Source organism: Streptomyces sp. NPDC021080 (assembly GCF_044333225.1).
Taxonomy (GTDB): domain Bacteria; phylum Actinomycetota; class Actinomycetes; order Streptomycetales; family Streptomycetaceae; genus Streptomyces.
In genome coordinates this window covers 171,051-196,850 of sequence record NZ_JBIRQM010000015.1, presented here as the reverse complement: position 1 = coordinate 196,850, position 25,800 = coordinate 171,051, and the positions used below count along the sequence as shown (strand labels likewise).

At 71.4% G+C, this 25,800-nt stretch carries 21 protein-coding genes and 1 tRNA gene; 9 read left to right on the top strand and 13 right to left on the bottom strand.

Annotated features, from left to right (window positions below):
* The first annotated feature begins 29 nt into the window (after positions 1-29).
* Positions 30-395 (top strand): YbjQ family protein, encoded by a 366-nt coding sequence (locus ACH4S8_RS32885; RefSeq protein ID WP_037625965.1) that lies wholly within the window; start codon positions 30-32, stop codon positions 393-395.
* A gap of 41 nt (positions 396-436) precedes the next feature.
* Here the strand turns inward: ACH4S8_RS32885 and ACH4S8_RS32880 are convergent, their stop codons facing one another.
* Positions 437-1,204: a MerR family transcriptional regulator gene (locus ACH4S8_RS32880; protein ID WP_398400586.1), complete on the bottom strand. Its 768-nt coding sequence runs from the start codon at positions 1,202-1,204 to the stop codon at positions 437-439.
* A 133-nt stretch (positions 1,205-1,337) separates the two neighbouring features.
* Here ACH4S8_RS32880 and ACH4S8_RS32875 point away from each other — a divergent pair, with 133 nt between their 5' ends.
* Both ACH4S8_RS32875 and ACH4S8_RS32870 read left to right on the top strand, forming a co-directional pair.
* Entirely contained in the window at positions 1,338-2,624 is a 1,287-nt protein-coding gene (locus ACH4S8_RS32875) for an ion channel protein (RefSeq protein WP_398400584.1), read from the top strand.
* 68 nt (positions 2,625-2,692) lie between these two features.
* Positions 2,693-4,099: a glutamate decarboxylase gene (locus ACH4S8_RS32870; protein ID WP_398400582.1), complete on the top strand. Its 1,407-nt coding sequence runs from the start codon at positions 2,693-2,695 to the stop codon at positions 4,097-4,099.
* Positions 4,100-4,264: 165 nt separating this feature from the next.
* Here ACH4S8_RS32870 and ACH4S8_RS32865 read toward each other — a convergent pair whose 3' ends face one another.
* The 3 genes from ACH4S8_RS32865 to ACH4S8_RS32855 form a co-directional block, all read right to left on the bottom strand.
* A complete protein-coding gene (locus tag ACH4S8_RS32865) occupies positions 4,265-4,813 on the bottom strand; it encodes a DinB family protein (protein ID WP_398400580.1) in 549 nt (182 codons plus the stop codon).
* A 133-nt stretch (positions 4,814-4,946) separates the two neighbouring features.
* Entirely contained in the window at positions 4,947-6,407 is a 1,461-nt protein-coding gene (locus ACH4S8_RS32860; protein ID WP_398400578.1) for an aldehyde dehydrogenase family protein, read from the bottom strand.
* Positions 6,408-6,568: 161 nt separating this feature from the next.
* Positions 6,569-7,393 carry a helix-turn-helix domain-containing protein gene (locus ACH4S8_RS32855; RefSeq protein WP_398400722.1) on the bottom strand — a complete coding sequence of 275 codons (825 nt, stop codon included), beginning with the start codon at positions 7,391-7,393 and terminating at the stop codon, positions 6,569-6,571.
* Between the two features lie 338 nt (positions 7,394-7,731).
* Here ACH4S8_RS32855 and ACH4S8_RS32850 point away from each other — a divergent pair, with 338 nt between their 5' ends.
* A complete protein-coding gene (locus ACH4S8_RS32850) occupies positions 7,732-8,253 on the top strand; it encodes an ATP-binding protein (protein ID WP_398400576.1) in 522 nt (173 codons plus the stop codon).
* Between the two features lie 185 nt (positions 8,254-8,438).
* Here the strand turns inward: ACH4S8_RS32850 and ACH4S8_RS32845 are convergent, their stop codons facing one another.
* On the bottom strand, positions 8,439-8,723 hold the full coding sequence (locus ACH4S8_RS32845; RefSeq protein ID WP_103552684.1) for a DUF397 domain-containing protein: 285 nt from the start codon (positions 8,721-8,723) through the stop codon (positions 8,439-8,441).
* Between the two features lie 892 nt (positions 8,724-9,615).
* On the opposite strand from ACH4S8_RS32845, the gene ACH4S8_RS32840 reads away from it, so the two are divergent.
* Together ACH4S8_RS32840 and ACH4S8_RS32835 are read left to right on the top strand one after the other, a co-directional pair.
* Positions 9,616-10,092, top strand: a complete 477-nt coding sequence (locus ACH4S8_RS32840) for a hypothetical protein (protein WP_398400573.1) — start codon at positions 9,616-9,618, stop codon at positions 10,090-10,092.
* Between the two features lie 225 nt (positions 10,093-10,317).
* On the top strand, positions 10,318-10,875 hold the full coding sequence (locus tag ACH4S8_RS32835) for a DUF4232 domain-containing protein (protein ID WP_398400571.1): 558 nt from the start codon (positions 10,318-10,320) through the stop codon (positions 10,873-10,875).
* A gap of 169 nt (positions 10,876-11,044) precedes the next feature.
* Here the strand turns inward: ACH4S8_RS32835 and ACH4S8_RS32830 are convergent, their stop codons facing one another.
* A complete protein-coding gene (locus ACH4S8_RS32830; RefSeq protein ID WP_398400569.1) occupies positions 11,045-12,214 on the bottom strand; it encodes a DUF2786 domain-containing protein in 1,170 nt (389 codons plus the stop codon).
* 169 nt (positions 12,215-12,383) lie between these two features.
* On the opposite strand from ACH4S8_RS32830, the gene ACH4S8_RS32825 reads away from it, so the two are divergent.
* Both ACH4S8_RS32825 and ACH4S8_RS32820 read left to right on the top strand, forming a co-directional pair.
* On the top strand, positions 12,384-13,121 hold the full coding sequence (locus ACH4S8_RS32825; RefSeq protein WP_398400567.1) for a Clp protease N-terminal domain-containing protein: 738 nt from the start codon (positions 12,384-12,386) through the stop codon (positions 13,119-13,121).
* 95 nt (positions 13,122-13,216) lie between these two features.
* Positions 13,217-14,908, top strand: coding sequence for a bifunctional 3'-5' exonuclease/DNA polymerase (locus tag ACH4S8_RS32820; RefSeq protein WP_398400565.1), 1,692 nt, complete (start codon positions 13,217-13,219; stop codon positions 14,906-14,908).
* A 25-nt stretch (positions 14,909-14,933) separates the two neighbouring features.
* Here ACH4S8_RS32820 and ACH4S8_RS32815 read toward each other — a convergent pair whose 3' ends face one another.
* From ACH4S8_RS32815 to ACH4S8_RS32805, 3 genes are all read right to left on the bottom strand, one after another.
* Complete coding sequence (locus tag ACH4S8_RS32815) at positions 14,934-18,983, bottom strand: BTAD domain-containing putative transcriptional regulator (protein ID WP_398400563.1); 4,050 nt, start codon at positions 18,981-18,983, stop codon at positions 14,934-14,936.
* Between the two features lie 406 nt (positions 18,984-19,389).
* On the bottom strand, positions 19,390-20,304 hold the full coding sequence (locus ACH4S8_RS32810) for a glycosyltransferase family 2 protein (RefSeq protein ID WP_398400561.1): 915 nt from the start codon (positions 20,302-20,304) through the stop codon (positions 19,390-19,392).
* 125 nt (positions 20,305-20,429) lie between these two features.
* The gene (locus tag ACH4S8_RS32805; RefSeq protein WP_398400559.1) at positions 20,430-20,855 is read right to left on the bottom strand and encodes a DUF3052 domain-containing protein; all 426 of its coding nucleotides are present in this window, start codon (positions 20,853-20,855) and stop codon (positions 20,430-20,432) included.
* Positions 20,856-21,124: 269 nt separating this feature from the next.
* Here ACH4S8_RS32805 and ACH4S8_RS32800 point away from each other — a divergent pair, with 269 nt between their 5' ends.
* The gene (locus ACH4S8_RS32800; RefSeq protein WP_398400557.1) at positions 21,125-22,687 is read left to right on the top strand and encodes an APC family permease; all 1,563 of its coding nucleotides are present in this window, start codon (positions 21,125-21,127) and stop codon (positions 22,685-22,687) included.
* A 27-nt stretch (positions 22,688-22,714) separates the two neighbouring features.
* Here ACH4S8_RS32800 and ACH4S8_RS32795 read toward each other — a convergent pair whose 3' ends face one another.
* The 4 genes from ACH4S8_RS32795 to ACH4S8_RS32780 form a co-directional block, all read right to left on the bottom strand.
* Entirely contained in the window at positions 22,715-22,840 is a 126-nt protein-coding gene (locus ACH4S8_RS32795) for a hypothetical protein (RefSeq protein ID WP_398400555.1), read from the bottom strand.
* A gap of 81 nt (positions 22,841-22,921) precedes the next feature.
* On the bottom strand, positions 22,922-23,413 hold the full coding sequence (locus ACH4S8_RS32790; protein WP_398400553.1) for a MarR family winged helix-turn-helix transcriptional regulator: 492 nt from the start codon (positions 23,411-23,413) through the stop codon (positions 22,922-22,924).
* A gap of 410 nt (positions 23,414-23,823) precedes the next feature.
* Positions 23,824-23,897, bottom strand: a tRNA-Thr gene (locus ACH4S8_RS32785).
* A 108-nt stretch (positions 23,898-24,005) separates the two neighbouring features.
* Positions 24,006-25,601, bottom strand: a complete 1,596-nt coding sequence (locus ACH4S8_RS32780) for an alpha/beta hydrolase (protein ID WP_398400551.1) — start codon at positions 25,599-25,601, stop codon at positions 24,006-24,008.
* Between the last annotated feature and the right edge of the window lie 199 nt (positions 25,602-25,800).

Sequence of the window (25,800 nt, the reverse complement as noted above, 5' to 3'; positions counted from 1 at the left end):
GTGCGACGACTGGGACAAAGCTGTGGACCATGGGCATCGATGAATACGGCGGCGGCCAGGGTCCCCACGCGGACGTCCTGGTCGTGACGACGAACGACGTTCCCGGCCATCGTGTCGAGCAGGTCATCGGCGAGGTCTTCGGCCTCACGGTGCGCTCACGCCATCTGGGCAGCCAGATCGGCGCGGGCCTGAAGTCGATGATCGGCGGTGAGCTCAAGGGGCTCACCAAGACGCTGGTGCAGACCCGCAACCAGGCCATGGAACGGCTCGTCGACCAGGCACGCGCGCGTGGCGCCAACGGCGTGCTCATGTTCCGCTTCGACGTCTCGGAGGCGGCGGACGTGGGCACGGAGGTGTGCGCCTACGGCACGGCGGTGGTCCTGGTCAAGGAGTAGCCGGTGCCGGTGCGGGCGGGCCCCCACCGGCACCGGCCGGATCACGCCTCTCCGGGGTGCCTGCCGGCGTTCGCCGCGATGGCGTCCCTCAGGTGCTCGGCCAGCCCCGGCCGCATGGAGTCGTAGAACGCCTTGAACCGTTCGTCCGCGACGTACATGTCACCGAGTCCGCGGTGGATCTCGTACGTGCAGGTGTAGAACCACTTGGTGATGTGCTGCCGGTGCTCCTCGGCCATGTCCATGGCCCGCTCGCCGTCCGGCCGCTCCCCGGCCTCCATCAGGGCGTCGTACCGATCGCCCCAGGAGGCCACCTCGGCCTGCATGCGCTTCCAGTCGTCCTTGGTGTAGCGGGCTGCGCGGCGCTGCGACTCGGCGTACGTCTCCGTGCCGCCCCAGCGGCGTTCGGCCTCCTCCGCGTGCTCCTCGGGGTCCTTGCCCCCGAAGACCTCGAACTTCTCCTCGGGCGTGAGGTTGATGCCCATCGTGCGTGCCTCCATGGCGTGTTCCACGGCCGCGGCCATCTTCTGCAGCTCCTCGATCCGGGCGGTCAGCAGGTCGTGCTGGCGGCGCAGGTGCGCGCGCGGGTCCGCGTCCGGGTCGTCGAGCAGAGCGGCGACCTCGTCGAGCGGGAAGCCGAGCTCCCGGTAGAACAGGATCTGCTGCAGCCGGTCGAGGTCGGCGTCGCTGTAGCGCCGGTGACCCGCGTGGCTGCGCCCGCCGGGGGCGAGCAGTCCGATCTCGTCGTAGTGGTGCAGCGTGCGCACCGTGACTCCGGCGAATCCGGCGACCTGGCCCACTGAATAGCCCACTTCCCGCTCCTTCCTCGGTACGCCCTTCACGATGGGGCCTGACGTGACGTGAGGTGCAAGCCCGAAGTCCCGGGCAGAACCCGGAAGCAACATTCGGGGTGTTATGTCCGATTGGCGCGCTTAGGGTGAGCCCGTGACCCACGAAGCGGCTCCCCCGGGACCGACCCCCGCCCGGGCGACGCCCGCGCGGACGCTGCTGCCGCTGTTCCTCCCCTCCGTGGTCGTCGGCGCGGTCTCGAGCCTTCTGTACGTGGGCGTGAGCAAACTCGCCGACCAGCTCAAGGACGTGCTGTGGACGGACCTGCCGGACGCGCTCGGCATCGGTGGGTACTCCTCGCTCTGGATGATCACCATGCTCACCACCACCGGCATCCTGGTCGGTCTGGTGGTGTGGAAGGTGCCGGGGCACGCGGGCCCCGACCCGGCCACCGTGGGGCTCCAGGCGAAGCCGATGGCCCTCTTCATCCTGCCCGGACTGCTGGTGGCGACCGCGTTGATGCTGGCGGGCGGTCCGAGCCTCGGTCCTGAGAACCCGATCATCGCCACCAACGTCGCGCTGGCGTTCTGGGCGGGCCGCCGGTTCGCGCCCGCGGCGCCCGGCGAGCTGTGGGTGACCCTGGCCGAGGCGGGGACCATCGGCGCCCTGTTCGGCACGCCGGTCGCGGCGGCGCTGGTCATCTCCGAGGCGCTCGCCGGACGGCAGGTGAGGGGCCTGCTGTGGGACAACCTCTTCGCGCCGCTGACGGCCGCCTCGGTGGGCTCGATCACCACGGCGCTGCTGGGACACGCGAGTTTCGACCTGGATCTGCCCCCGCTCGGCAGTCCCGGCTGGGCCGATGTGCTGGCCGCGCTGGTGATCGCCTCCGCCGCGGCGGTGCTCGGCATGGCCGGGGTCTACGCCTTCCCCCACGTCCACAAGGTTTTCGGCCTGCTGCGCCATCCCATGGCGGCCCTGCCCGTCGGCGGCCTCGTGCTCGGCCTGCTGGGCTGCCTGGGCGGGCCGCTGACGCTGTTCAAGGGCCTGGACCAGGTCGCCGAGATCGCCCGGGACCCGGACGGCTGGTCGGCGGGCCGGTTCGCCCTGATGTCCGTGGTGAAACTGGCCGCGCTCGTCGTCGCCGCGTCCTGCGGGTTCCGGGGCGGCCGGATCTTCCCCGCCGTCTTCGTGGGCGCCTCGTTCGGTCTGTGCGCCCATGCGCTGGTGCCGTCGGTCCCGCCGTCGCTGGGACTGGCCGCGGGGGTTCTGGGCACGCTTCTGGCGACCACCCGGCAGGGTTGGGTGAGCCTGTTCACGGCCGCCGTCCTGGTGTCCTCGCCGTCGATCATCGCCCTGCTCTGCATCGCCTCCCTGCCGGCCTGGCTGCTGGTGACGGGACGGCCGCAGATGCAACTGCACGAGGACGGGAGCCCGGTCCGGTGAACCGCCGGGACGCCCTCGTCCGATGAACGAAGGGGACGTCCGTCCCGCCGAACCGTTGGGAGAAGCCCATGCCGCTCCACCAGGGCCAGCAGAAGCCCGATGCCCATCCGCACTCCGTCAACCCCTTCTACGGCGAGGCCAATCCGGTCAGCGGCATGATCGAGGCGCCGCCCAAGCACCGCCTCCCCGACGGCCCGCTGCCGCCGACGATCGCGGCCCAACTCGTCCACGACGAGCTCATGCTGGACGGGAACTCCCGGCTGAACCTGGCCACCTTCGTCACCACCTGGATGGAACCGCAGGCCGGGATCCTGATGGCGGAGTGCCGGGACAAGAACATGATCGACAAGGACGAGTACCCCCGGACGGCCGAACTGGAGAAGCGCTGTGTGTCGATGCTCGCCGACCTGTGGAACGCGCCGGACCCGTCGGCCGCGGTGGGCTGTTCCACGACCGGGTCGAGCGAGGCCTGCATGCTCGCCGGCATGGCGCTGAAGCGACGCTGGTCGAAGCGCAACGCCGACCGCTACCCAGGAGCGCGGCCGAACCTCGTCATGGGCGTGAACGTCCAGGTGTGCTGGGAGAAGTTCTGCAACTTCTGGGAGGTCGAGGCCCGCCAGATCCCGATGGAGGGCGACCGGTTCCACCTCGACCCCGAGGCGGCGGCCGAGCTGTGCGACGAGAACACGATCGGGGTCGTCGGCATCCTGGGTTCCACCTTCGACGGGTCCTACGAACCGATCGCGGAGCTGTGCGCGGCGCTGGACCGGCTCCAGGAGCGCACGGGACTCGACATCCCGGTCCACGTCGACGGCGCGTCCGGCGCGATGGTCGCGCCCTTCATCGACGAGGACCTGGTCTGGGACTTCCGGCTGCCGAGGGTGTCGTCGATCAACACCTCGGGCCACAAGTACGGACTGGTCTACCCGGGCGTCGGCTGGGCGCTGTGGCGGACGGCGGAGGAACTGCCGGAGGAACTGGTCTTCCGGGTGAACTATCTGGGCGGCGACATGCCGACCTTCGCGCTCAACTTCTCCCGCCCCGGGGCGCAGGTCGTCGCGCAGTACTACACGTTCCTGCGGCTCGGCCGGGAGGGCTACCGGGCCGTGCAGCAGACGACCAGGGACGTGGCCCGGGCGCTCGCCGAACGCGTGGACTGCCTGGGCGACTTCCGGCTCATCACCCGGGGGGACGAACTGCCGGTGTTCGCCTTCACGACAGCGCCCGAGGTGACCTCGTTCGACGTGTTCGACGTGTCCCGGAGAATGCGCGAGAACGGCTGGCTGCTGCCCGCGTACACCTTCCCCGAGAACCGCGAGGACCTGTCGGTGCTGCGCGTGGTGTGCCGCAACGGCTTCTCGTCCGACCTCGCCGACCTGTTCATCGAGGACCTGACCCGGCTGCTGCCCGAACTGCGCCGCCAGCCGCATCCGCTGACCCACGACAAGGAGGCGGCCACGGGCTTCCACCACTGAGGGCCCGCCCGCCCGGCCGCCCTCCGAGGCCGTCGGCCCCGACGAGGGGCCGGGCCGGGCTCGTGCGTCGTGCTCGCACGGTGCCGTGGGCCCGCCCGTGCCGACGGACCGCGCCGAGCACGAGGAGACGGACCGCCGGCACACCGCCCGGCCCAGGGGCCGCGCTCAGCCCCAGGAGGAGCCACGCTCCTGCGCGACCAGCTCGAAGGCCGTCTTGCCGTCCAGCGACTCACGGATGATGTCGGCGTGGCCGGCGTGCCGGGCCGTCTCGCGGATCAGGTGGAGCGCCAGCCAGCGCATCGAGACGCGGCCCTCGGGCGGGAACCAAGGGTCCGGCGGAAGCGCGAAGGTGTCGTCCAGGCTCGGCACCGAGCGCAGGAAGTCCTCCGTCTCGGCGGCGACCTTCTCCCAGTACGCGAGCTGCGAGGCGACCGTCTCGCCGTCGGCGAGGACGAAGCACTCGTGCCAGTTCGACTCGTCCCGCTTGATGGCGGGCGGTTCGCCCTTGGCCCGTGCGATCCAGCCCTGCTCGACCTCGGCGACATGCTTGAGCAGCCCGGAGAGGGAGAGTTCGCTGGCGCTCGGCCGGCTCGCGGCCTGCTCCTCGGTCAGTCCGAGCAGCGAACGGCGGATGCCGCCGCGCTGCTCCTCGATGAAGGCGAGCAGCGCCCCGCGCTCGTCGCCCTGCTCTTCCGCTCGCACATGCGTGACCATGACCGGCCGCCTTTCGTCGGGTCCTCCTGGCTGACACGGAAGACGCTACGGACCCTTGCGGTCAGGTTCTGTCCGCAAGGGTCCGGGCACGCTGAACGGTCACGCGAAGGCGTTCCGGAACGCGCGAGGCGTCTCAGAAGGGGAAGCGGCTCCGCCCGTGCTGCACCGAGATCCACTTGGTGGTGGTGAAGGAGTCGACCGTCGTCTCGCCGTTCAGGCGGCCGATGCCGGAGTGCTTCTCGCCGCCGAAGGGGACGAGGGGTTCGTCGTGGACGGTGCCGTCGTTGACGTGGAACATGCCGGTGTCGATCTGCTTGGCGAAGGTCACGCCGCGCTCGATGTCAGCCGTGTGGACGGCACCCGAGAGGCCGTAGGGGGTGTCGTTGACGATCCGGACCGCCTCCTCCTCCCCGTCGAACGGGACGAGGAAGACGACCGGTCCGAAGACCTCCTGGCGCAGCAGGTCCGAGTCGGCGGGGACACCGGTCAGGACGGAGGGCTCGACCAGGTTGTCCGTGGTCGTGCCGTGCACCAGGGCGGTGGCGCCCTCGGCGATCGCCTGCTCGACGACGGCCGACAGCGCGTCCGCCTGGGAGGAGTTGATGACCGGGCCGATGACCGTCTGCGGGTCCCTCGGGTCGCCGGTCTTCAGCGTCCTGACCTTGGCGACGAACTTCTGGGTGAACTCGGCCTCGACCGACCGGTCCACGAGGACACGGTTGGCGGCCATGCAGACCTGCCCCTGGTGGACGTAACGGCTGAAGACCGCCGCGTCGACCGCGTAGTCGACGTCCGCGTCGTCCAGGACCACCAGGGCGCTGTTGCCGCCCAGTTCGAGCACCGAGCGCTTGAAGTTCGCGGCGCAGACCGTGGCGACGTGCCGGCCGACCTTGTCGGAACCGGTGAAGGAGATGACCTTGGGGACCGGGTGCTCGATGAAGGCGTCCCCGATCTCGGCGATGTCGGTGATGACGACGTTGAGGAGACCGCCGGGCAGGCCCGCCTCCTCGAAGATCTTCGCGACCAGGGAGCCGCCGACGATCGGGGTGTTCTGGTGCGGCTTCAGGACCACGCCGTTGCCGAGCGCGAGGGCCGGGGCGACGGACTTGACGGACAGCAGGAAGGGGAAGTTGAAGGGGCTGATGACCCCGACGACGCCGACCGGCACGCGGTAGAGGCGGTTCTCCTTGCCGTCGACCGGCGAAGGGATGATCTTCCCCTCGGGGCGCAGCGCGAGCTGGATCGACTCGCGCAGGAACTCCCGGACGAGGTGGAGCTCGAAGCCCGCCTTGAGGCGGGTGCCGCCGAGCTCGGCGATGATCACCTCGGTGATCTCTTCCTCGCGCTCGTCGATGACGGCGAGCGCCTTCTCGAAGACCGCGCGGCGGGCGTACGCGTTCGTCGCGCCCCACTTCTTCTGGGCGCGCTCGGCGGCGCGGTAGGCCTCGTCGACCTCGTCGACCGTGGCTATCGTGATCGACGCCAGCTTCTCGCCGTCGTACGGGTTGAAATCGATGATGTCCCAGGAGCCCGTCCCCGGGCGCCACTCGCCGTCGATGTACTGCTGGGCCAGGTCGGTGAAGTAGGACGACATGTGCTCCCTCAATCCCTGTGCTGCCGAGTCAGTCCTTGGCCCGGGTCAGCAGACATCCGATCACGGTCTGATCACATGTCATCGTACTTGTGTTTCAAGGGAGTTGAAGGAGACCAGAGAAGTCCGCGGCCACTCTCGGGAGAGCGCGGGAGGGCCGGGAGTCAGGAGAGCTGGAGCAGCCCGCGCAGCAGATCGCGGCTCTCGTCCGGACCCGGGCTGTCCTGCTGCAGCTGCTTGAGCGCGCTCTCGTACTGGTTGACGTCCTCGCGCTTGTCCAGATAGAGCGCGCTGGTGAGCTGCTCCAGATAGACGACGTCCGACAGATCGGACTCGGGGAAGCTCAGGATGGTGAAGGAACCGCTCTCGCCGGAGTGCCCGCCGAAGCTGAACGGCATGACCTGAAGCCGTACGTTGGGCCGCTCGGAGACGTCGATCAGATGCTGGAGCTGTCCGCGCATGACCTCGCGGTCGCCGTAGGGGCGGCGCAGCGCGGCCTCGTCGAGGACGATGTGGAACTCGGGGGCGTTCTCGGAGACGAGGTACTTCTGCCGCTCCAGCCGCAGGGCCACGCGCCGGTCGACGTCGGCGGCGGAGGCACCCCTCATCCCGCGCCCGACGACCGCTCGGGCGTACGCCTCGGTCTGCAGCAGACCGTGCACGAACTGCACCTCGTACACCCGGATCAGGTGGGCCGCGCCCTCCAGGCCGACATAGGTGGGGAACCAGCTCGGCAGGACGTCGGAGTAACTGTGCCACCAGCCCGCGACGTTGGCCTCCTTGGCGAGGGAGAGCAGAGAGGTGCGCTCGGCCTCGTCGTTGATGCCGTAGAGCGTCAGCAGGTCCTCGACATCGCGGGTCTTGAAGCTCACCCTTCCCAACTCCATACGGCTGATCTTCGATTCGGAGGCGCGGATCGAGTAGCCGGCCGCTTCACGGGTGATGCCACGCGCCTCACGCAGGCGCCGCAGATGGGACCCCAGCAGCATGCGCCGCACCACCGAGCCGCTCGACTCACCAGCGCTCACGTTCGTCAGCCTCCCCAACCGTCTTCCAGACGCCGAAGTCTGCCACTAAAACACTTCAAGCAGTACTCGTTCAGTTACGGAAACGGAAAGCAGCCAAAGCCCGCGCACAGAAAAGGATCAGCGAAGGGCCGACAACCGAGAATAAGGTGAAGGAAGAAATGACCAAGAAGTAGCAGAGGAAGGTCCAATTCGGGCGCGTGCACGTGCATCTGCCCTTGCATCTGCTGTACGCATTCGGAACCATGGTCCCCGCGCCACCGCTGCATCGCAACGACCGCGAACACCCGGGAGTGCCTCGCATGGGGACGAATGGATCGACCATGCTCGAACCCTTACGGCAGGGACTTCCGCCTCTCGATCCCGCGGCCGTGTCCAGCGCCGCTTCGTGCGCCTTGCCCGCCCGCTACGAAGCGGTGCGCGAAGCGCGGCAGTTCACCCGCGGAACGTTGGACCAGTGGGAGATCGGCGACCGTTTCGACGACGTCTGCCTGGTGGTCTCCGAACTCGTCACCAACGCCCTGCGGCACGCGCTGCCCTCGGACACCCCCCGCAAGGACGACCAAGGGCCGCCCGTACGCCTGCACTTGATGAGGTGGACCTCACGACTGGTGTGCGCGGTGCGCGATCCCAGCCACGAGAGTCCGGTCGCCGGCGACTCGGACGACTTCGCGGCGGAGTCGGGGCGCGGCCTCTTCCTCGTCGACTCGTTCTCGGACAGTTGGGGCTGGCACCCGCTCGCCGGAACGCTCAGCGGCAAGGTCGTGTGGGCGCTGTTCCGGCTGGGGCCACAGCCGGAGACGGCCGCGCTCTCCCCCGAATGACGAACCGCGGCGCCTTTTGGCGCCGCGGTTCTACGCGCGTTACGGAACGCTGGGTGAAGTTCACCCCAGAATGATGCCGTCCGCCCTGTGATCGGCTCTTCCGCGGCCGACCCTTCCGCGATCGACTCTTTCGTGACCGGCCCTTTCGTGACCGGCCGGTTCGGGACGGCTCACGGCCACGGCCGTCAGCCCGCGATCAGGTGATCGAACTCGCCGTCCTTGATGCCCAGGAGCATGGCTTCGATCTCGGCGCGCGTGTAGACGAGCGCGGGCCCCTCGGGGAACCGCGAGTTCCGCACGGCCACGTCACCGCCGGGCAGCCGCGCGAACTCCACGCAGGAACCCTGCGAGTTGCTGTGCCGGCTCTTCTGCCAGGCGACGCCGTCAAGCTCGGTCGCAGCCATGCCGTTGTACACAAATTCAGCCATACCGTTGTACACGTCATCCACGTCGAACACGTCGTGGTCCACAGGTCGCTCCCCGGTCGTGCAGTGGCTGAGGTGGCCATAGATGCAGTAGTCAACTGACTCGGATCATAGCTCTGTTCATGTGCAGATGCATGGGCAGATGCACGTGCACGCGGGGTGGTCCTGCGGTTACAGCTTTTACCGGCCCTTGACTACCGGCTGTCGTTCGCCCGACTACGGCCTGCACCTCACCGGAGTGCGATCAGGCCTACATCCGGTCCAGCGCATTCCCCGGAAATCGCATCACATGCGACCTCCGGCCCCCGTCCATGATCTTCCGCGCCATCATCTGTGCGGGATCGTCCGGATCGGATCCCTCGTGTACTAAGAAGAGACGCGTACCGCGCCCTTACTGTTCCAGCGTTCATGTAATGGTCCAGTCCGCAGACCTCCGCGCGGTCGCGTCGGCCCGGCGGACACTAGGCATCCGCTCGCCGTCCACTCGGGCCCTTGGGCGAGAACGCGCACGTCAACGGCGCCGGAGACGTGCGCGCGGGGTGCGGGAGAGCGGTCGGCGCGTACCGGTGAGCGACTTCGAACCGGACGTTCCCGGATCCCCGACCGCTCTTGGACTCCTTCCCGGCGCCTCCGACGACTGCCCGGCGATCGTCCGGCACCTTGCGACGGCTGCCCGGTGATCGTCCGGCACCTTGCGACGGCTGCCCGGTGATCGTCCGGCACCTTGCGACGGCTGCCCGGTGATCGTCCGACGACTACCCGATATTTTCCGACGGCTGCCCGGCGCCCGTCGGTGCGTGTCCGTGAGCAACCGCACGCCGGATTCCCGGAAGGGGTCCTGCGGTCCTCCTGATAGCTTGCTGCGATCGTTCGGGCGACCGCATCCATCCCACCCTTGGGGGCTTCAGTGACCACGGCGACCTTCCCGTCCCGCCACGTGCGTGCAGCGGCCGCGACCGCTGGACTGGCGGCGGCGCTCGTGCTGACCGGCTGCAGCAGCGGGAGCGACGACTCCGGGGACGCGTCGGCGAGCCCGAGCGCGTCCGCCACGGACGGCGCCGGCACGGGCGGCGGCTCCGGAGCCACACCGGCGGCGGGCGGCAAGCTCCAGGGCAGCTGGCTCACCACCGCGGGCGGCAAGGCCGTGGTGCTCATGATCAACGGCAAGCAGGCCGGCCTCTTCGCGACCGGCGGCACCGTGTGCAGCGGCACCTCCTCCGAGGAGGCGGGCATGCGGATGATCCGCCTCGCCTGCACGGACGGCAGCAAGAAGCGCGCCGTCGGCATGGTCGACTCCGTCGATGCCACGACGCTCAAGGTCACCTGGGAAGGCGGCCTCGGCAAGGAGACGTACATCAAGAGCCAGGGCGGAAAGCTGCCCACGGGTCTGCCCACGGCGAGCCTGGGCTCCTGATCACCCCACCTCGCGGCCTCGCGGTCAGCCCGATCGGCGGATCGGCGGATCACCCGACCGTGAACCCCACGGGACCGCGCCGGCCCATTCCGACACGGTCGGAAGTTCCGCGGTCAGGATCGGGCGATATCGGTCCCGTGCGGGTGAACGGCCAGGGGTGCGCGACTCCGGCGGACCCGAGTGCGTGATGATCCATGCACAACGTCACGACTCCCAGGGGAACCCATGCGCGCTCTGCCCATCGCCGTCACCGTCCTCGCGGCGGCCCTCGCTCTGACCTCCTGCGACGGCGGCGGCTCCGGCAGCTCCAGCAGCTCCGGGAAATCCGGTGACACGACCGGCTCCGCGAAGAAGGCCGCCGTCCCGGCCTGCGTGATCGGCGACACCGGAATCCAGGTCGGCCCCGCGAACGCCGCCACGGCCGCCGGGGACACGGGCAACGTCCCGGTCACCCTCACCAACAAGGGCGACCGGTGCACCCTGAAGGGCTTCCCCGGACTCTCCGTGGAGGCGGCCGGCACCTCCGCGAAGATCGCGGCGGACACGTCCGCAGCGCCGGAAGAGCTGACCCTCTCCAAGGGGGACACCGCCTCCTTCACCATCACCTACGTACGGGGCGCGGAGGGCGACGCAAAGACCCTCGCCGTGAAGACGCTGAAGATCGGCCTGCCCGGCGCCGACGCCACGCAGAGCTTCCCGTGGTCGTACGGCCCGGTCGCCGGCAAGGGATCGGCGACCGAGCCGAACGCCTCGGTGACGCCGTTCCAGCACGCGGGCGACTGACGACGACGCCCGCGCGGACGCGGCCGCGGTTCCCCGGGAGCGGACACCCCGCCGACGACCGCGGTCCACCGGGCCGGGCACCGGCCGACGACCGTGGCCTCACGGAAGCGGCTGCCGACCGAAGCCCCGCAGCCTCACGGAAGCGGGGGACGTCCGACGAGCCGCGGCCTCACGGAAGCGGGCGTCTGCCCCTCACCTGCGCCCGGTCCGCCGCCGCGGCGCCCTCGTGCCATCCGGCCTCGTCGGTGATCCCGCGCACCCGGGTCGTCACCGTCTGCGGGAACATCCGGTCCAGGTGGTCCGCGACCGCCACGTCACGGGCCGCCAGGACCGGCAGCAGCTCCCCCTCGGTGGCGGTCACCTGGCCCTCGGCGACCGCCGCGAGCCGGTCACCGATCCGGTGCGCGTACGCGGCCAGGAACGACTGCCGGAAGGTCTTCGTGCGCTTGCGGCCGCCCGCCCGCTGCGCCGCCTCCGCCTTCGTCATCGCCGCCGTGGCCTGCACGAGGAGCGAGGTGTAGAGGAGTTCGACGGCTTCCAGGTCGGGTTCGAAGCCGACGACGGTCGAGAAGCAGAGGGCGTCGTTCCACACCGCCCGGCAGCGGTTCGCCCCCGCGACCGCGTCCAGCAGCACCGCCTTGGCCGTCTCGTACGGCGGCTCGACACCGATACGGCAGGCGCCGGGCGCGTCCTTCGCATGGGTCCGGGCCGCGAGCAGCGCCTCGTCGATGCTGTGCCGCGCCATCAGTTCCTGTGCCTTGGCGCTGAGCGCCTCCGCCTCCTCCGGGAACCCGGTCGCCTCCGCCTTCGCGAGCAGGGCGCGGATCCGGGTGAGCATGCGCGTCTCCTGCGGGGCGGCGGCCGTGACCGGCGCCCCGGGCGGGTCGAGCGGCTCGATGGAGGGCAGGCGCAGGAGCAGGCGGTAGAGCTCCAGGGCCGCCGTGGCGCGTGAGAAGCGGTCGGTCCTGAGGTCGTGGGGTTCGGCCTCCAGCTCGTCGAGCTGGGCGGCCCAGCGCGCACCCCGGGACGCGCGGTCGCCTTCGCTCCCACCCCGGGACGCGCGGTCGCCCTCGCCCCCACCCCCGTCCTCGCCGAGGATCAAGGAGATCAGCAGGCGTACGTGTACGTCGTCGAGGTCGCGCCGCACGATCCGTACGACATCGGCGGGCTGCCAGCCGCGCCGCCAGGCCGCCGCGACGAACTCCTCGCCGCGCCGCGCGAGTTCGGCGTCGGAGGCCGGGTCGGCAGCGAGCAGGGACGCGCCGGTGTCGAGGGCCGCGTCGGAGTCGGCGTAGAGGGCGGCCGTGAAGGCGCGCTCCACGGTGCTGGACGTACTCATCCCCCGATCGTGTCACGGGCGGACCGGGGGCCGGCGTGTGGCCCGGCGCCGGTGCCGTCGACCCGTCCACACCCTGTGGACAGTTCCCCGGTCGCCGATTTCGGCCTCTCGCGACATCAGCTGTCAACTTCGGGTTGACGCCCAACGACTGTCAACCTACCGTTGACACATGACGACGAACTCACCCGGCAAGGCATCCGTGCGTCTCGACGACCTCATCGAGGCCATCAAGAAGGTGCACACCGACGCGCTCGACCAGCTCCAGGACGCGGTCCTCGCGGCAGACCACCTGGGCGACGTGGCCGACCACCTGATCGGGCACTTCGTGGACCAAGCACGCCGTTCGGGGGCGTCCTGGACGGACATCGGCAGGAGCATGGGCGTCACCCGGCAGGCCGCGCAGAAGCGGTTCGTGCCGAAGGCGGAGACGGACCTCGACCCCAGCCAGGGGTTCGGCCGCTACACGCCCCGCGCCCGGAGCGTGGTCATGGCCGCGCACAACGAGGCGAAGGCCGCGGGCAACACGGAGGGACTCCCCGAACACCTCGTCCTCGGCCTCCTGTCCGAGGACGAGGGGCTCGCCGCGAAGGCGATCACCGCACAGGGCGTGACCCTGGACGCGGTCCGAGAGGCGGCGTCCGCGGCGCTCCCGCCGGCGGCCGACGAGGTACCGGAGCTGATCCCGTACGGCTCCGCCGCCAAGAAGGTCCTGGAACTCACCTTCCGCGAGGCCCTCCGGCTCGGCCACAACTACGTCGGCACCGAGCACATCCTGCTCGCGCTGCTGGAGTTCGAGAACGGCGACGGCGTTCTCAGCGGCCTCGGCATCGAGAAGACGGCGACGGAGGCCTACCTCGCGCGCGTGCTGGAGGTCATCGCGGGGACGGGACAGCAGAAGGACCAGTAGGGCTCGGTGGTCCGGGTCCCGGGACCCGGACCACCGCCAAGGCCTTCGCGGTGTGTTCACGGCCGTTGTCAGACCCTCCTGCGAGACTCGGAATCATGACCGAGCGCTGGGCTCTCGCGCCGGCCGAGGACGGTGGCGTCGAGATCGCCGCCCTCGGCCCGGACGGGCTGCCCACGGGAGGGGTCCGCCGGGAGGCGGACCTGGCGGAGGCCGTACGGGCCCGGCCGGACGTGAGCCGGTGGGTGTGGCGGTCGACGGCCGATGTCTATCCGAGACTGCTCGCCACGGGGGTGCGAGTGGAGCGGTGTTACGACATGGAGGCCGCCGAGACCCTGCTGCTCGGACACGAGGGGCGGCTCGGCGAGCCCCGGTCGGCGGCCGCCGCGCTGGCGAGACTGCGCGGCGGCCCCGTGCCGCCGGACCCGCCGCAGCGTTCCGCCGAGCCCGGTTCGCAGTCCTCCCTCTTCGAGCCCCGCCCGGTGCACGTGCCGCTGGCCGATCTCCTCACGGTCTACGCCGACCAGCAGCGCCGCCATGCCGCGACCACGCACCCGGACCGGATGCGGCTGCTGACGGCCGCCGAGTCCGCGGGGATGCTGGTCGCCGCCGAGATGAACCGGGCGGGGCTGCCGTGGAGGGCGGACGTCCACCGGGACGTGCTGCACGAACTGCTCGGCGAGCGGTACGCCGGGGGAGGCGAGCCCCGGCGCCTGGCCGAGCTCACCGAGGACGTGTCCGCCGCCTTCGGGCGACGGGTCAGACCCGACCTGCCCGCCGACGTCGTCAAGGCGTTCGCGCAGGCCGGGATCAAGGTCAGGTCCACCCGGCGGTGGGAGATCGAGTCGATCGACCATCCGGCCGTGAAACCGCTGATCGAGTACAAGAAGCTGTACCGGATCTGGGTCGCCCACGGCTGGTCCTGGCTCCAGGACTGGGTGCGCGACGGACGCTTCCGGCCCGAGTACCTGCCGGGCGGGACCGTCACCGGACGCTGGGTCACGAACGGCGGCGGCGCGCTCCAGATCCCCAAGGTGATCCGGCGTGCCGTCGTCGCCGACCCCGGCTGGCGGCTGGTCGTCGCCGACGCCGACCAGATGGAGCCGCGCGTCCTCGCGGCCGTCTCCCGCGACCCCGGCCTCATGGAGGTCGCGGGGCGGGAGAGCGACCTCTACCAGTCGGTGTCGGACCGGGCGTTCTCCGGCGACCGGGACCAGGCCAAGATCGCCGTGCTCGGCGCCGTCTACGGCCAGACGTCCGGCGACGGACTGAAGAACCTCGCCCTGCTCCGCCGGCGTTTCCCCAAGGCGGTCGCCTACGTCGACGACGCCGCCCGGGCGGGCGAGGAGGGGCGGCTCGTGCGGACCTGGCTGGGCCGGACCTGCCCCCCGGCGGCCGGGGCGGGCGACGGCTCGGGGGAGGAGGCGGGCATCCCGCAGGACGATCCCGCCGAGACCGCCGTCGACCAGGGCTGGGTGCCGGGGTACGCCTCCTCCGACTCCCGCGCCCGCGGCCGGTTCGCGCGCAACTTCGTCGTGCAGGGCAGCGCCGCCGACTGGGCCCTGCTGATGCTGGCGGCACTGCGCCGCGCCTGCTCCGGGCTCGCCGCCGAACTGGTCTTCTTCCAGCACGACGAGGTCATCGTGCACTGCCCCGCCGAGGAGGCCGACGCCGTCGTGGCCGCCATCCGCGAGGCGGCCGAACTCGCGGGCCGGCTCACCTTCGGGCAGACGCCGGTGCGCTTTCCGTTCACGACGGCGGTCGTCCAGTGCTACGCGGACGCGAAATGAGCAGTGCCAGGCGGACGCGAGACGGCTACCGCGCCAGCAGCTTCCGCAGTTCGCCCGTCACCGGGCTGTCCGTCTCCTCCAGGGCCTCCAGAGCCGACGTCCACTCCGCGTAGGCCGCTTCGATGTCGCCGCGTTCCCGGAGCAGCAGGCCCCTCTGGTGACGGGCGAGGCCTCCGGTGTAGCGGTCGGCGCGGCGGTCGGCGCGGCACCGCAGCAGATCGCACTCGCGCTCGGCCCGTTCCCACTGGCCGACACCGCGCAGGGCCCGCACCAGGCCGAGCCTGGTCTGCGACTCGCCGTGCCAGTCGCCGTGGCCGCCCAGGATGCGCAGGCTCTCCTCGAAGTGCGGTACGGCGGCGGCCGGTTCGCCGAGCGTGAGGTGGGCGTAGCCGATGTTGCAGTGCGCGGAGTGCCGGATGATCACGTCCTGCGTCGCGTCACCGATGGCGAGACTGCGCTTGTGGTGATCGATGGCGGCCCGCGGGTCGGTGTGCTCGTACAGGTTGCCGAGGTGGCTGTAGGTGATGGCCTCCATGTGCGGGTCGCCCAACTCCCGTGAGAACTGGAGGCTTTGGAGCAGGGCTTCACCTGACTCGGCATGACGGCCGAGGGATTCGAGGAGCATGCCCCGGTTGTTCAGGGCCCGCCGCTGACAGGAACGCACCCCGAGACGGCTCCAGATGGCGAGCGCGTCGTCGTTCAGGGTGAGGGCCTCGCCCACCCGGCCCGTCATGAAGTGCAGGCCCCCGAGGTCACCGAGCGCGTACGCCTCCGCGGCCTCGTCACCGAGCAGCCGTGCCGCGTTGAGCGCGGCCCGCTGGAGGATCTCCAGCTCGGCGACCCGGCCGCTGCGCTGGACGTACGGGTTGAGCATGCGGGCCAGCAGGGGGAAGTACGGCGAGCCGTGCGCGTACCGCTCCGCCAGCGCGACCACGTTGGCCAGTTCCGTGTCGCCCCAGGCGAAGGCCTCCCGCGCGGAGCAGAAGGGGGGTACGGCCGCCACGTCCGCCGCGTGCCCGGCCGGCTGCGAGGCGGTCGGCCTGCTGCGGTCCTCCCGGTCGAGACCGGGTTCGAGAATCGCCTCCAGGGAGCGGGCGGCGACACCGGCGTACCAGCGCAGGGCGTGTTCGGCGACGACCGCGTCATGGCCGAGCGGCACGGCGACACCGTCACCGCCGGGGAGGACCCGGCCGTCACCGCCGAAGACGGCGCCGGCATCACCTGCGGGAAGGCCCTGGCCTGCGAAGTCGGCCCCAGAAGCGGCAGCGGCCGCACCGATGTCCACGCCCGCCGCAGGCAGGACGCAGTCCACAGCGCCCGCGATCTCCCGGGCGAAGTCCCGCACGAGATCGTGCGGCGCGTACCGCCCGTACGCGGTCTCCTCCAGGAGGGCCACATCGACCAGGCGGTCGAGCGCGGCCTCGGCGCGGCGCTCGTCGGTGCCGGTGAGGCGGGCGACGAGGGCGGCTCCGTAGGCGGGCAGGTCGAGCGCGCCGATCCGGCACAGGGCGAGCGCCGCGTCCCGGTCGGCCTTACGCTCGGAAGCGCGCAGCGCGTCGTGCGCGACCGCGAGCGAACGGCGCACGCTCAGGTCGTCGTACTCCAGATGGTGCAACCGGCCTTCCGTGGCGGCCAGTTGACCGGCGAGAACGTCGGGGGTCAGGGCCTGACGGGCAGCGAGGCGGGCCGCGACGACACGAAGAGCGAGCGGCAGCCGGCCGGTGAGTTCGACGAGGGGGTGCCCGCCGTCGAGCCCCTCGCGGCGGCCGGAGACCGCGCGGAGCAGGGCCGCGCTGTCCTCGTCCGACAGCGGTGCGAGCGGGAAACGGTCGGCGCCGTCCAGGGCGGTGAGCGGCGAGCGGCTCGTCACGATCACCGCGCAGCCCGCGCCGGCCGGCAGCAGCGGCCGCACCTGGGCGGCGTGCGCCGCGTCGTCCAGCACCATCAGGGTGCGGGTGGGTGCGAGCATCGAGCGGAGCAACGCCGCTGCCGCGTCAGGATGTTCGGGGATGCGCCGGGGCTCCGTCCCCAGGTCGCGCAGAAGCGCGGCGAGCGCCTGACCGGCGGTGAGCGGGGTCATGCCGGGGGTGGCGCCGTGCAGGTTGACGTACAGCTGACCATCGGTGAATCGTTCCCGCAGTCCGTGGGCGACGTGCAGCGCGAGGGCGCTCTTGCCGACGCCCGCCATCCCGCTGATCACCGCGACACGCGGCATCCCGGCGGCGGGGTCGCCGCCGAAGGACCGGCTGTACGCATCGCCCCGGGCGTCGGCGGAGCCACCGGCGGATGTCCCGCCGTCGGCCGATGCGCCGGCGGCCGTCCCGGTGGCCGTCCGGTCGGGCACCCCGGTGACCGGAGGAGCACCGGGTCCTTCGACGGGCGCGCCGGACGCACGGGCGGATGCACCGGTGAACGCGTCTGCGGATGCTTCGTCGCCGGAACGCCCGGCCGGGTGCGCCGGGTCCTCCGGATACGTGCGACGCGGGGGCTGTTCCGGGTCCAGGACCCCGAACAGCCGGTCGCGGACGTCCTCGCGTCCGGTGAAGTGCGCCGGGGGCGGGGGGAGTTGAGCGGGCCGGGGCGGCGAGGCGCCGTCCCGGGCGGAGCCGCCCGCGGACTCCGCCGCCCCACCGTCGTCGCCCGGACCGGCGTTCCCGTCCGGGCCGACGCCCGCGTCTCGGTCACGGTCCCCGTCCCGATCGGCGTTCCCGTCCTGGCCGCCATCGCCGTCATGGCCATCCCGGTTGCCCTGGCCGTCGCGGCCGGCGTTCCCGCCTCCGACGACACCGGCGTCCCGGCCGCCGTCGCCGTCGCGGCCGACATGGGCATCGCGGTCCACGTTCCCGTCCCCGCCGGCGCTGCCGTCCTGGCCGTCGTCCCGGCCACGGCCGCCGTTCCCGCCCCGACCGCCGTTCCCGTCGCGGCCGACACTCCCGCCCCGGCCACCGTCACCGTCCCGACCAGCACTTCCGCCCCGGCCGATGCTCCTGCCCCAGCCGACACTCCAGCCACTGCCCCCGTCGGTACCCCTGTCCCTGCCCCTGCCCCCGGCTCCATCCCCGGTGTCAGCCCCGGCCCTGCCGCCCTCGCCGCTCCGGACGCGGCCGCCGCCCCCGTCGCCCTCGCTGCTCCAGTCCCTGGCCTGTCGGCGCCGGTCGCCGCCCTTCCTCCGGTCCGCTCCCCCGCCCGGGATCCCGTCGCCGCTCCAGCCCTTGCCCGGGCCCCCGGCCCCGGAAGCACCCCCGTCCACGCCCCGGTCCCCCGCACCGGCCCCGTCCCGGGTCGGCTCGACGGCGCGGAACTCACCCGGGACCCGGTCGTTGTCGCGCAGGATCTCCAGGTGGGCCCTGCGCACGGCCGGTCCCGGCTCGATGCCGAGTTCGTCGAGCAGGCGGGCCCGCAGGTCGCGGTGCACGGCGAGGGCCTCGGCCTGGCGTCCGGTGCGGTGCAGGACGAGCATCAGAAGCCGGTGGAACGACTCGCGGAGCGGATGTTCCACCGTGCGGGCGGCCAGTTCCGGTGCCAGCCGGTCGAGCCGGGAGGCCGTCGGGTCGAGGCACAGCTCCGCCTCGTACCCCCACTCCAGGACGAGCAGCCGGGCCTCCTCCAGACGCTGGACGAACGCGTGCCCGCCGATCTCGGACGGCAGACCGCTCAGCGGGGTGTCGCGCCACAGCGCGAGCGCGGCGGTGGACTCACGCAGTGCCCGCTCCCAGTCACGTTCGGCGTGCGCGTCGCGCGCGACGGCGGCGTGCCGCTCGAAGACGCGGACGTCCAACTCGCCCTCGCCGACCCGCAGGACGTACCCCGGCGGTACCGCGCGCAGCCGTTCCGGATCGTCGAGGAGACGGCGCAGCCGGGTCACATGGTTCTGCAGGGACGCCTGGGCGGAGGCGGGAGGCGCTCCGCCCCACAGCGCGTCCTTGAGCACGTCGACGGAGACGACCCGGCCCGGTTCGAGGAGCAGCGCGGCCAGCAGGGCACGCATCTTCCGGCTGCCGATCGTGCCGATCTCGCCGTTGGCGTCGTACAGGACCGGCGGCCCCAGCAGTCCGAACCGCAGCCCGTTCCGCATCACACCGCCCCACTGCCTTTCCGCACGGCCGCGCCGGCCGCGCACCACGGCGGTTTCGCGCCCTCTCGGGACGGGTTCACGCCGGTCAAGTGATCGTTCCCGAGGGAACCGTTGGCCTCATGTTAGCGATCCGTTGGCGTGGCCTGATGTGATCATTGCATCGGATCTGGCCCGACGGTGCGCGCGTACTACGCGTAACTCGGGGGAGTGTCGCCGCCGTGGCCGGATCCGGGGACGTCAGAGGCCCCGGTCGTCGAGGTGATCGACCGGGGCCTCCGTCCGTACGGAATTCCCGTATGTACCCGTACGTATCCCGTACGCATCCCCGCGCGAGATCCCCGTACCGGCCGCCGGACGGGATTCCCGTGGCGAAATCCCGTCGATGCGCAGAACCGGCGAACCGGGTTCAGATGACCGGTGGGCGGCCGAGGCGGGTGAGCCGCCAGACCGTACGCCACCGCATCGGGCGCCGCTCTCCGCCGGACCGCCGCAGCCCCTCCGCGAATCCACCGAACCAGGCCCGCAGCCCGCCGACCGACCGCGTCCGCAGCAGCGTGAGCACGATCCAGATCCCCAGGTGCACGGGGATCAGCGCCAGGGGCAGCCGGCGACGGGTGAGCCAGACCCGGTTGCGGGCGGTCACCCGGTAGTAGATGGCGTGCCGGGCGGGCGAGGTCTTGGGGTGCTGGAGCAGCAGTTCGGGCTCGTACAGCACGGTCCAGCCGGCGTCGATGGCCCGCCAGGCGAGGTCGGTCTCCTCGTGCGCGAAGAAGAACTCGGCCGGCCAGTCCCCCGTCTCGGCGAGCATCGGCATGGACAGCGCGTGGCCGCCCCCGAGGAAGCCGGTGACCGGTCCGCCGCGCATCGGGTCCTTGGCGCCGACCCGCGGCACATGGCGGCGCTGCGTCTCGCCGTGCTCGTCGGCGATGCGGAAGCCGACGATGCCGAGCCGCGGCCGGGAGGCGTACAGATCACGCACCTTGCGCAGCACGTCGGCGTCCACGAGGAGCCCGTCGTCGTCGAGTTCGACGACCACGTCCACGTCCCCGAACTCACGCAGCCGGCTCAGGCCGACATTCCGGCCACCGGGGCAGCCGAGGTTGTCGTCCACCTCGATGGTGGTCACCTCGCCCGGCAGGCCGAGGCGTTCGGCGAACTCGGGCAGCGGGCAGCCGTTGCCGATGATCACGATCCGGGCCGGCGCCACGTCCTGCTTGGCCACGGAGGTGAGCAGTGCGTCGACCTCGCCGGGCCGGTTGCCCATGGTCACCACGGCAACGGCGATCCGCGGCCCCTCCTCCGCCTGTGACACGACACCCACCCCATCCCGGCCGACAACTGTGCCGCGATGCTAGTCGTTCACCGGGACGCCCCCTCACGTACTCCCTCGGGTACGCCAATATGTCAGCCGTACGAACGTCCCGGTCTCCTCCCATACGTCCGGGGTCAGGAGCGCCGGTTCTCCCTGCGGCGGACGAATTTCAGCCCCGACCAGTCCTCCCCCAGCGCCGCCACCTTCACGTCGACGACACCGAGGGGCAGGAAGAGGTCCCGCAGACCGTTCTCCGTGATGTCGCTGCGGTGCCCGGCCGCGCGGCGTGGCCAGGCGATCCACAGCATGGCCGGGTCGGACAGGTCCTCGACCAAGGCGGCCGCCCGTTCCGCCAGTCCGGCGCGCTCCCGGAAGAAGGCGACGGTGACGTCCACGCCTTCCGGGCCGCCCTCCCCGACCTCGCAGCCCTCGGGCAGCCCGGGAATCTCCCAGTCCGGCGGCCCGTGGACCAGCCGTACCCGGTGCCCCGCCTTGATGCCGATCTTCCGGGCCAGCGGAGTACCGGAGTACCCGCCGTCCGCCGCGCTGGATCCCGTCATTCCCGCAGGATGACACCGCCCGGGACGGTCGGGAGGCGTACGCGCCCCTGCCCTCCGGCCGCTCGGCGACGGGCTTCGGGGCCGGCCGGCCCGCCGGCCGCCCGGGACGCGGCTCGACTACCGGTTGTCGGCGTGCGGGTTCATGCTGGTGAGAGCGGCCCGGTGCCCCCGGGCGTTCCCGGTGCCCCGGGGGCGTCGAGGCTCCCGGGCCGGGGACAGCGTGCGCCCGGTCCACCCTCGGCGGGCGCCACCAGGTTCCGGAGGGCGTCATGAGCTCACCATCCGTCCCGCCGCCCGCGCCACTGCCGCCATGCGGCCCCGGGACCACGGACAAGGGTCTCAAGGGCGGCGCCCTGGGCCTGTTCTCCAGCACGGTGATCGGGCTGGCCTCCACCGCCCCCGCCTACAGCCTGGCGGCGACCCTCGGCGTCATCGTCGGGATCGTGGGCTTCCAGTCGCCGATCGTGGTCATCCTCGCCTTCGTCCCGATGTTCCTGATCGCCTACGGCTACAAGGAGCTGAACCGGGCCGACCCCGACTGCGGCACCACGTTCACCTGGGCGGCCCGGGCCTTCGGCCCCCGGACCGGCTGGCTGGGCGGCTGGGGCATCGTCGCGGCCGACATCATCGTGATGGCCAATCTGGCGCAGATCGCCGGCTCCTACGGCTTCCAGCTCATCGGCGCGGACGGGCTCGCGCAGAACACCTTCTGGGTCACCTTCGTCGGCGTCCTGTGGATCGCCCTGATGACCTTGATCTGCTACATCGGCATCGAACTGTCCGCCAACCTCCAGAAGGCGCTGCTCAGCATCGAGATCGTGGTGCTGTTCCTGCTGGCGATCACCGCGCTGGTCAAGGTGTACGGCGGTACGGCGCCGGGTTCCTCCTCGGAGATCTCGTGGTCGTGGTTCAACCCCTTCGAGATCAACTCGTTCGACGACCTGACCAAGAGCATCCTCGCCGGAGTGTTCATCTACTGGGGCTGGGACACCGCGGTGTCCGTGAACGAGGAGACCGTCGACCGCGACCGCACACCCGGCCGCGCGGCCGTCATCTCGACCGTCATCCTGCTGCTCGTCTACGTCATGGTCACCACGTCCGCGCAGGCCTTCGCGGGGGTCGGCGACAAGGGCATCGGCCTGGGCAACCCGGAGAACTCCGGAGACGTCCTCTCCAGCCTCGGCGCCGAGGTCTTCGGCACCGGGGGCTGGGGCACGGTCGCCACCAAGCTCCTGATCGTCATGGTCCTCACCTCGGCGGCGGCCTCCACCCAGACGACCATCCTCCCCACGGCCCGCACCACCCTGTCCATGGCGGCGTTCAAGGCCATCCCCCAGCGCTTCGCCCGCATCCACCCCCGGTTCCTCACCCCGACCTGGTCCACCGTGGGCATGGGCCTGGCCTCGATCGTCTTCTACGTCATCCTGACCCGGGCGAGCGAGAACGTCCTGGCCGACTCCATCGGCTCCGTCGGCCTGATGATCGCCTTCTACTACGGACTCACGGGCTTCGCCTGCGTCTGGTACTACCGCAAGGTCCTCACGCGCAGCCCGCGCGACCTGTGGACGCGCGGGATCATGCCGGGCCTCGGCGGTCTGATGCTGCTCTACTTCTTCGTCAACGCCTGCATCGTGTACGCCGCCGCCGACTACGGCAGCACCTCGTGGACCCTGCCGTTCCCGCCGCACCGGCAGCTGGGCGGCGTCTTCGTCACAGGCATCGGCGCGCTTCTCCTCGGGGCGATCCTGATGTTCGCGTACAGCGCGTTCCGCCCGTCCTACTTCCGCAAGGAGACGATCCCGGTCTCGTCCCACGACCCGAGCGGCCACTGACCCCCGCCTCGGGGACGCGGGGCCGGGTCAGGCCGGTGCGCCCACCGCGGCGTCCGGCGACCCGCCGGACCGCACCTCGCCCTCGCCGCTGTCGTCGACGTCCGGCGGGACGGTCGACAGAGCGCCGGCGTGCAGATCCTTCGTCCGCAGCATCGTGAAGCCGATGAGCGCGGCGACGAAGACGGGCGTCAGCAGACGGGGACGGGCGTCAGTCGGAGCACACGAAGGCGGGCGTCAGTCGGAGCAGACGGAGGCGGGCCAGCGGCCTGCCATCAGCACGCCGAGCATCTTGCGCAGCACCTCGCGCTCGTCCTCCGCGAGAGCGCCGAAGAAGGCGGACTCGACCTCCGTCGCCACCCGGTCCGCCGTCGCCAGCGCCTCGCGGCCGGACTCCGTGAGGATCAGGTTGTAGCGCCTCCGGTCGGCCGGATTGCGCCGCCGCTCGACGTGCCCGTTGCGCTCCATCTCGTCGATCACCGTCACGACCGTGGTCGGATCGAGATCGAGCAGCCGGCTCAGGTCCTGCTGCGAGAGTTCGGGACCGCCGGCCAGGGCGGCCAGCACGAAGAAGTCGCGGATGCGCATGCCGACCCCGGCCAGCGCCTCCTCCACGTCCTCCACCAGCACCAGCCCGGCCTTGTGGAGCAGGTAGCCGGGGCGCTCGGCGATGAGGAAGTCCTTGCGGAGGGAAGTCCCGTGCTGCCCGGCGTTACCGCTGCGCGCCATGAGCCGGCCCCTTCGATCGTGGCGGTCTCCATCATCGAAGGTACAACGGTTCTCGCGGGCACCCCCGCCCCCTCAGGAGCTCCCCGCGACCACGGCCCGCGCCCCGGACGACGGCCCCGAACGGTCGGCGATCCAGCGACCGGCCCGGAGGGCGCGTCACGCCCTCGCAGCGGCCGCGAGACATGAAGCCGAGCCCCGCCCGGCAGACCGGTTCATGCCTCCCGCCCGGCACGAGGGGACCTGTCGCCTTCGCTGGTCTCGTCCAGCTGCCGGCCGTCTGCCGTCGAGCCCGCGGCTGAGACTGGAACTGGGACCGGAGACCGCCGCGCGGCTCGTGCACGCGCCCGCCACCGTGTCCAGCAAAAGCAAAAGCCCCAGGTCACGGCGAGTGAGTCCTGAGGCTTCCACAGAGCCGCCTTCGGGATTCGAACCCGAGACCTACGCATTACGAGTGCGTTGCTCTGGCCATCTGAGCTAAGGCGGCGCGCTGCTCACACCCATGGTGCGATCAGCAACGTCGGTAAGTCTACACAGTTTCCGGGGGTGCTCCGTACACGTCCCGGGGCGGGCGCTCCGCGGGTGCCCAGCGGGGCTATGAGCAGCGCTTTCCCTTCTCGGGAGGGGTGCCCTGGAGGAGGTAGCGGTTGATCGTGGAGTCGATGCAGGCGCTGCCGCGCCCGTAGGCGGTGTGGCCGTCGCCGACGTAGGTCAAGAGGGTGCCCGAGGAGAGCTGGGAGGCGAGGGACCGGGCCCAGGGGTACGGGGTCGCCGGGTCGCGGGTGGTGCCGACGACGAGGATCGGCGCCGCGCCCTTCGCCTCGATCCGGTGCGGCTCGCCGGTGTTCCTGACGGGCCAGTACGCGCAGTTCAGCGAGGCCCAGGCCAGGCCCTCGCCGAAGACGGGGGACGCCTTCTCGAAGGCGGGCAGCGACTGCTCCACCTGGTTCGGGCCGGAGAAGGCGGGGGGCAGGTCGAGACAGTTCACGGCGGCGTTGGCGGACATCAGATTCGCGTACTGACCGTCGGCGTCCCGCTCGTAATAGCTGTCGGAGAGGGCGAGCAGCCCCGCGCCGTCGTCCTTCTTCATCGCGGAGGTGAGCGCGTCCCGCAGCTGCGGCCAGGCGCTCTCGTCGTACATCGCCGCGATCACCCCGGTCGTCGCGAGCGCCTCGCCGAGCTTGCGGCCGTCCGGGTCGCCTGTCGGGATGGGTTTCTTGTCCAGTTGCTGGAAGAACGCCTTCAGGTTCCTGCCCACCTCGTCCGGGCTCGTGCCCGCGTCGCCGAGCGGGCAGTCGCTCTGCCGCACGCAGTCCTTGGCGAAGGACTGGAAGGCCGTCTCGAACCCCGCCGTCTGCTCCTCGTTCAGCTTGCGCGCGTTCAGGGACGGGTCGAGCGCCCCGTCCAGCACCAGCCGGCCCACCCGGTCCGGATAGAGACCCGCGTACGTCGCCCCCAGGAACGTCCCGTACGACGCCCCCACGTACGACAGCTTCTGGTCGCCCAGCACGGCCCGCAGAATGTCCATGTCGCGGGCCGCCTCGACCGTGGAGACGTGCCGGAGCAGTTCGGGCGAGTGCGCGCCGCAGCCCTCGGCGAACTTCTTGAACGCCTCGACGAGCTGATCCGTCTCCCGGCCGTCGTCCGGCGTGGTGTCCGTCTGCGTGAACGCGTCCATCGCGCGTCCGTTGAGACACTCGACCGGCTCGCTGCGGGCCACGCCCCGCGGGTCGACCGCAACCATGTCGTAGCGGGCGCGGACGTCCGCCGGGTAACCGATTCCGGCGTACGACTGGAGGTAGCCGACCGCCGAACCGCCCGGCCCTCCCGGATTGACCAGCAGCGAACCGATCCGCTTGCCCGGCCCCGTGGCCTTCTTGCGGGAAACCGCCAGCCTGACGTCGCCCGAGCCGGGCTTGTCGTAGTCGAGCGGCGCCTTCATCGTGGCGCACTCGAAGCCGGGGACACCGCAGCTGTGCCAGTTCAGCTTCTGCCCGTAGTACGGCTCCAACGCCGACGGGGTGGCGCGCGGCAGTGCGGTGAGCACCGCCGCGGCCGTCGCGGCCGACGTCGTGGAACTCGCCGTGGAACTCCCCGAGGAGCACGCGGAGACGAACAGCGCCGCGGCGGCCAGCAGCACGCCGCTCGCACGGAGGGGTCGGATCTGCCGTCTGGTGCGCCTCATGTGCATCCCGCGAGCGTAACCTTGCGCGATCGATCGATCACCTTCAGTCGCGGAAGCTGCTCGTACGAGTGACTCGGTCAACCCGCCGCCGAACAACTGCCTCTGACGGGGCCGGCGACAGGGCGGCTCGCCCCTGCCGGGCGCCGGCCACGGAACGGCTCGCCCCGGACCGGACCCCGTCACCAGGCGGTCGCCCCACACAGGG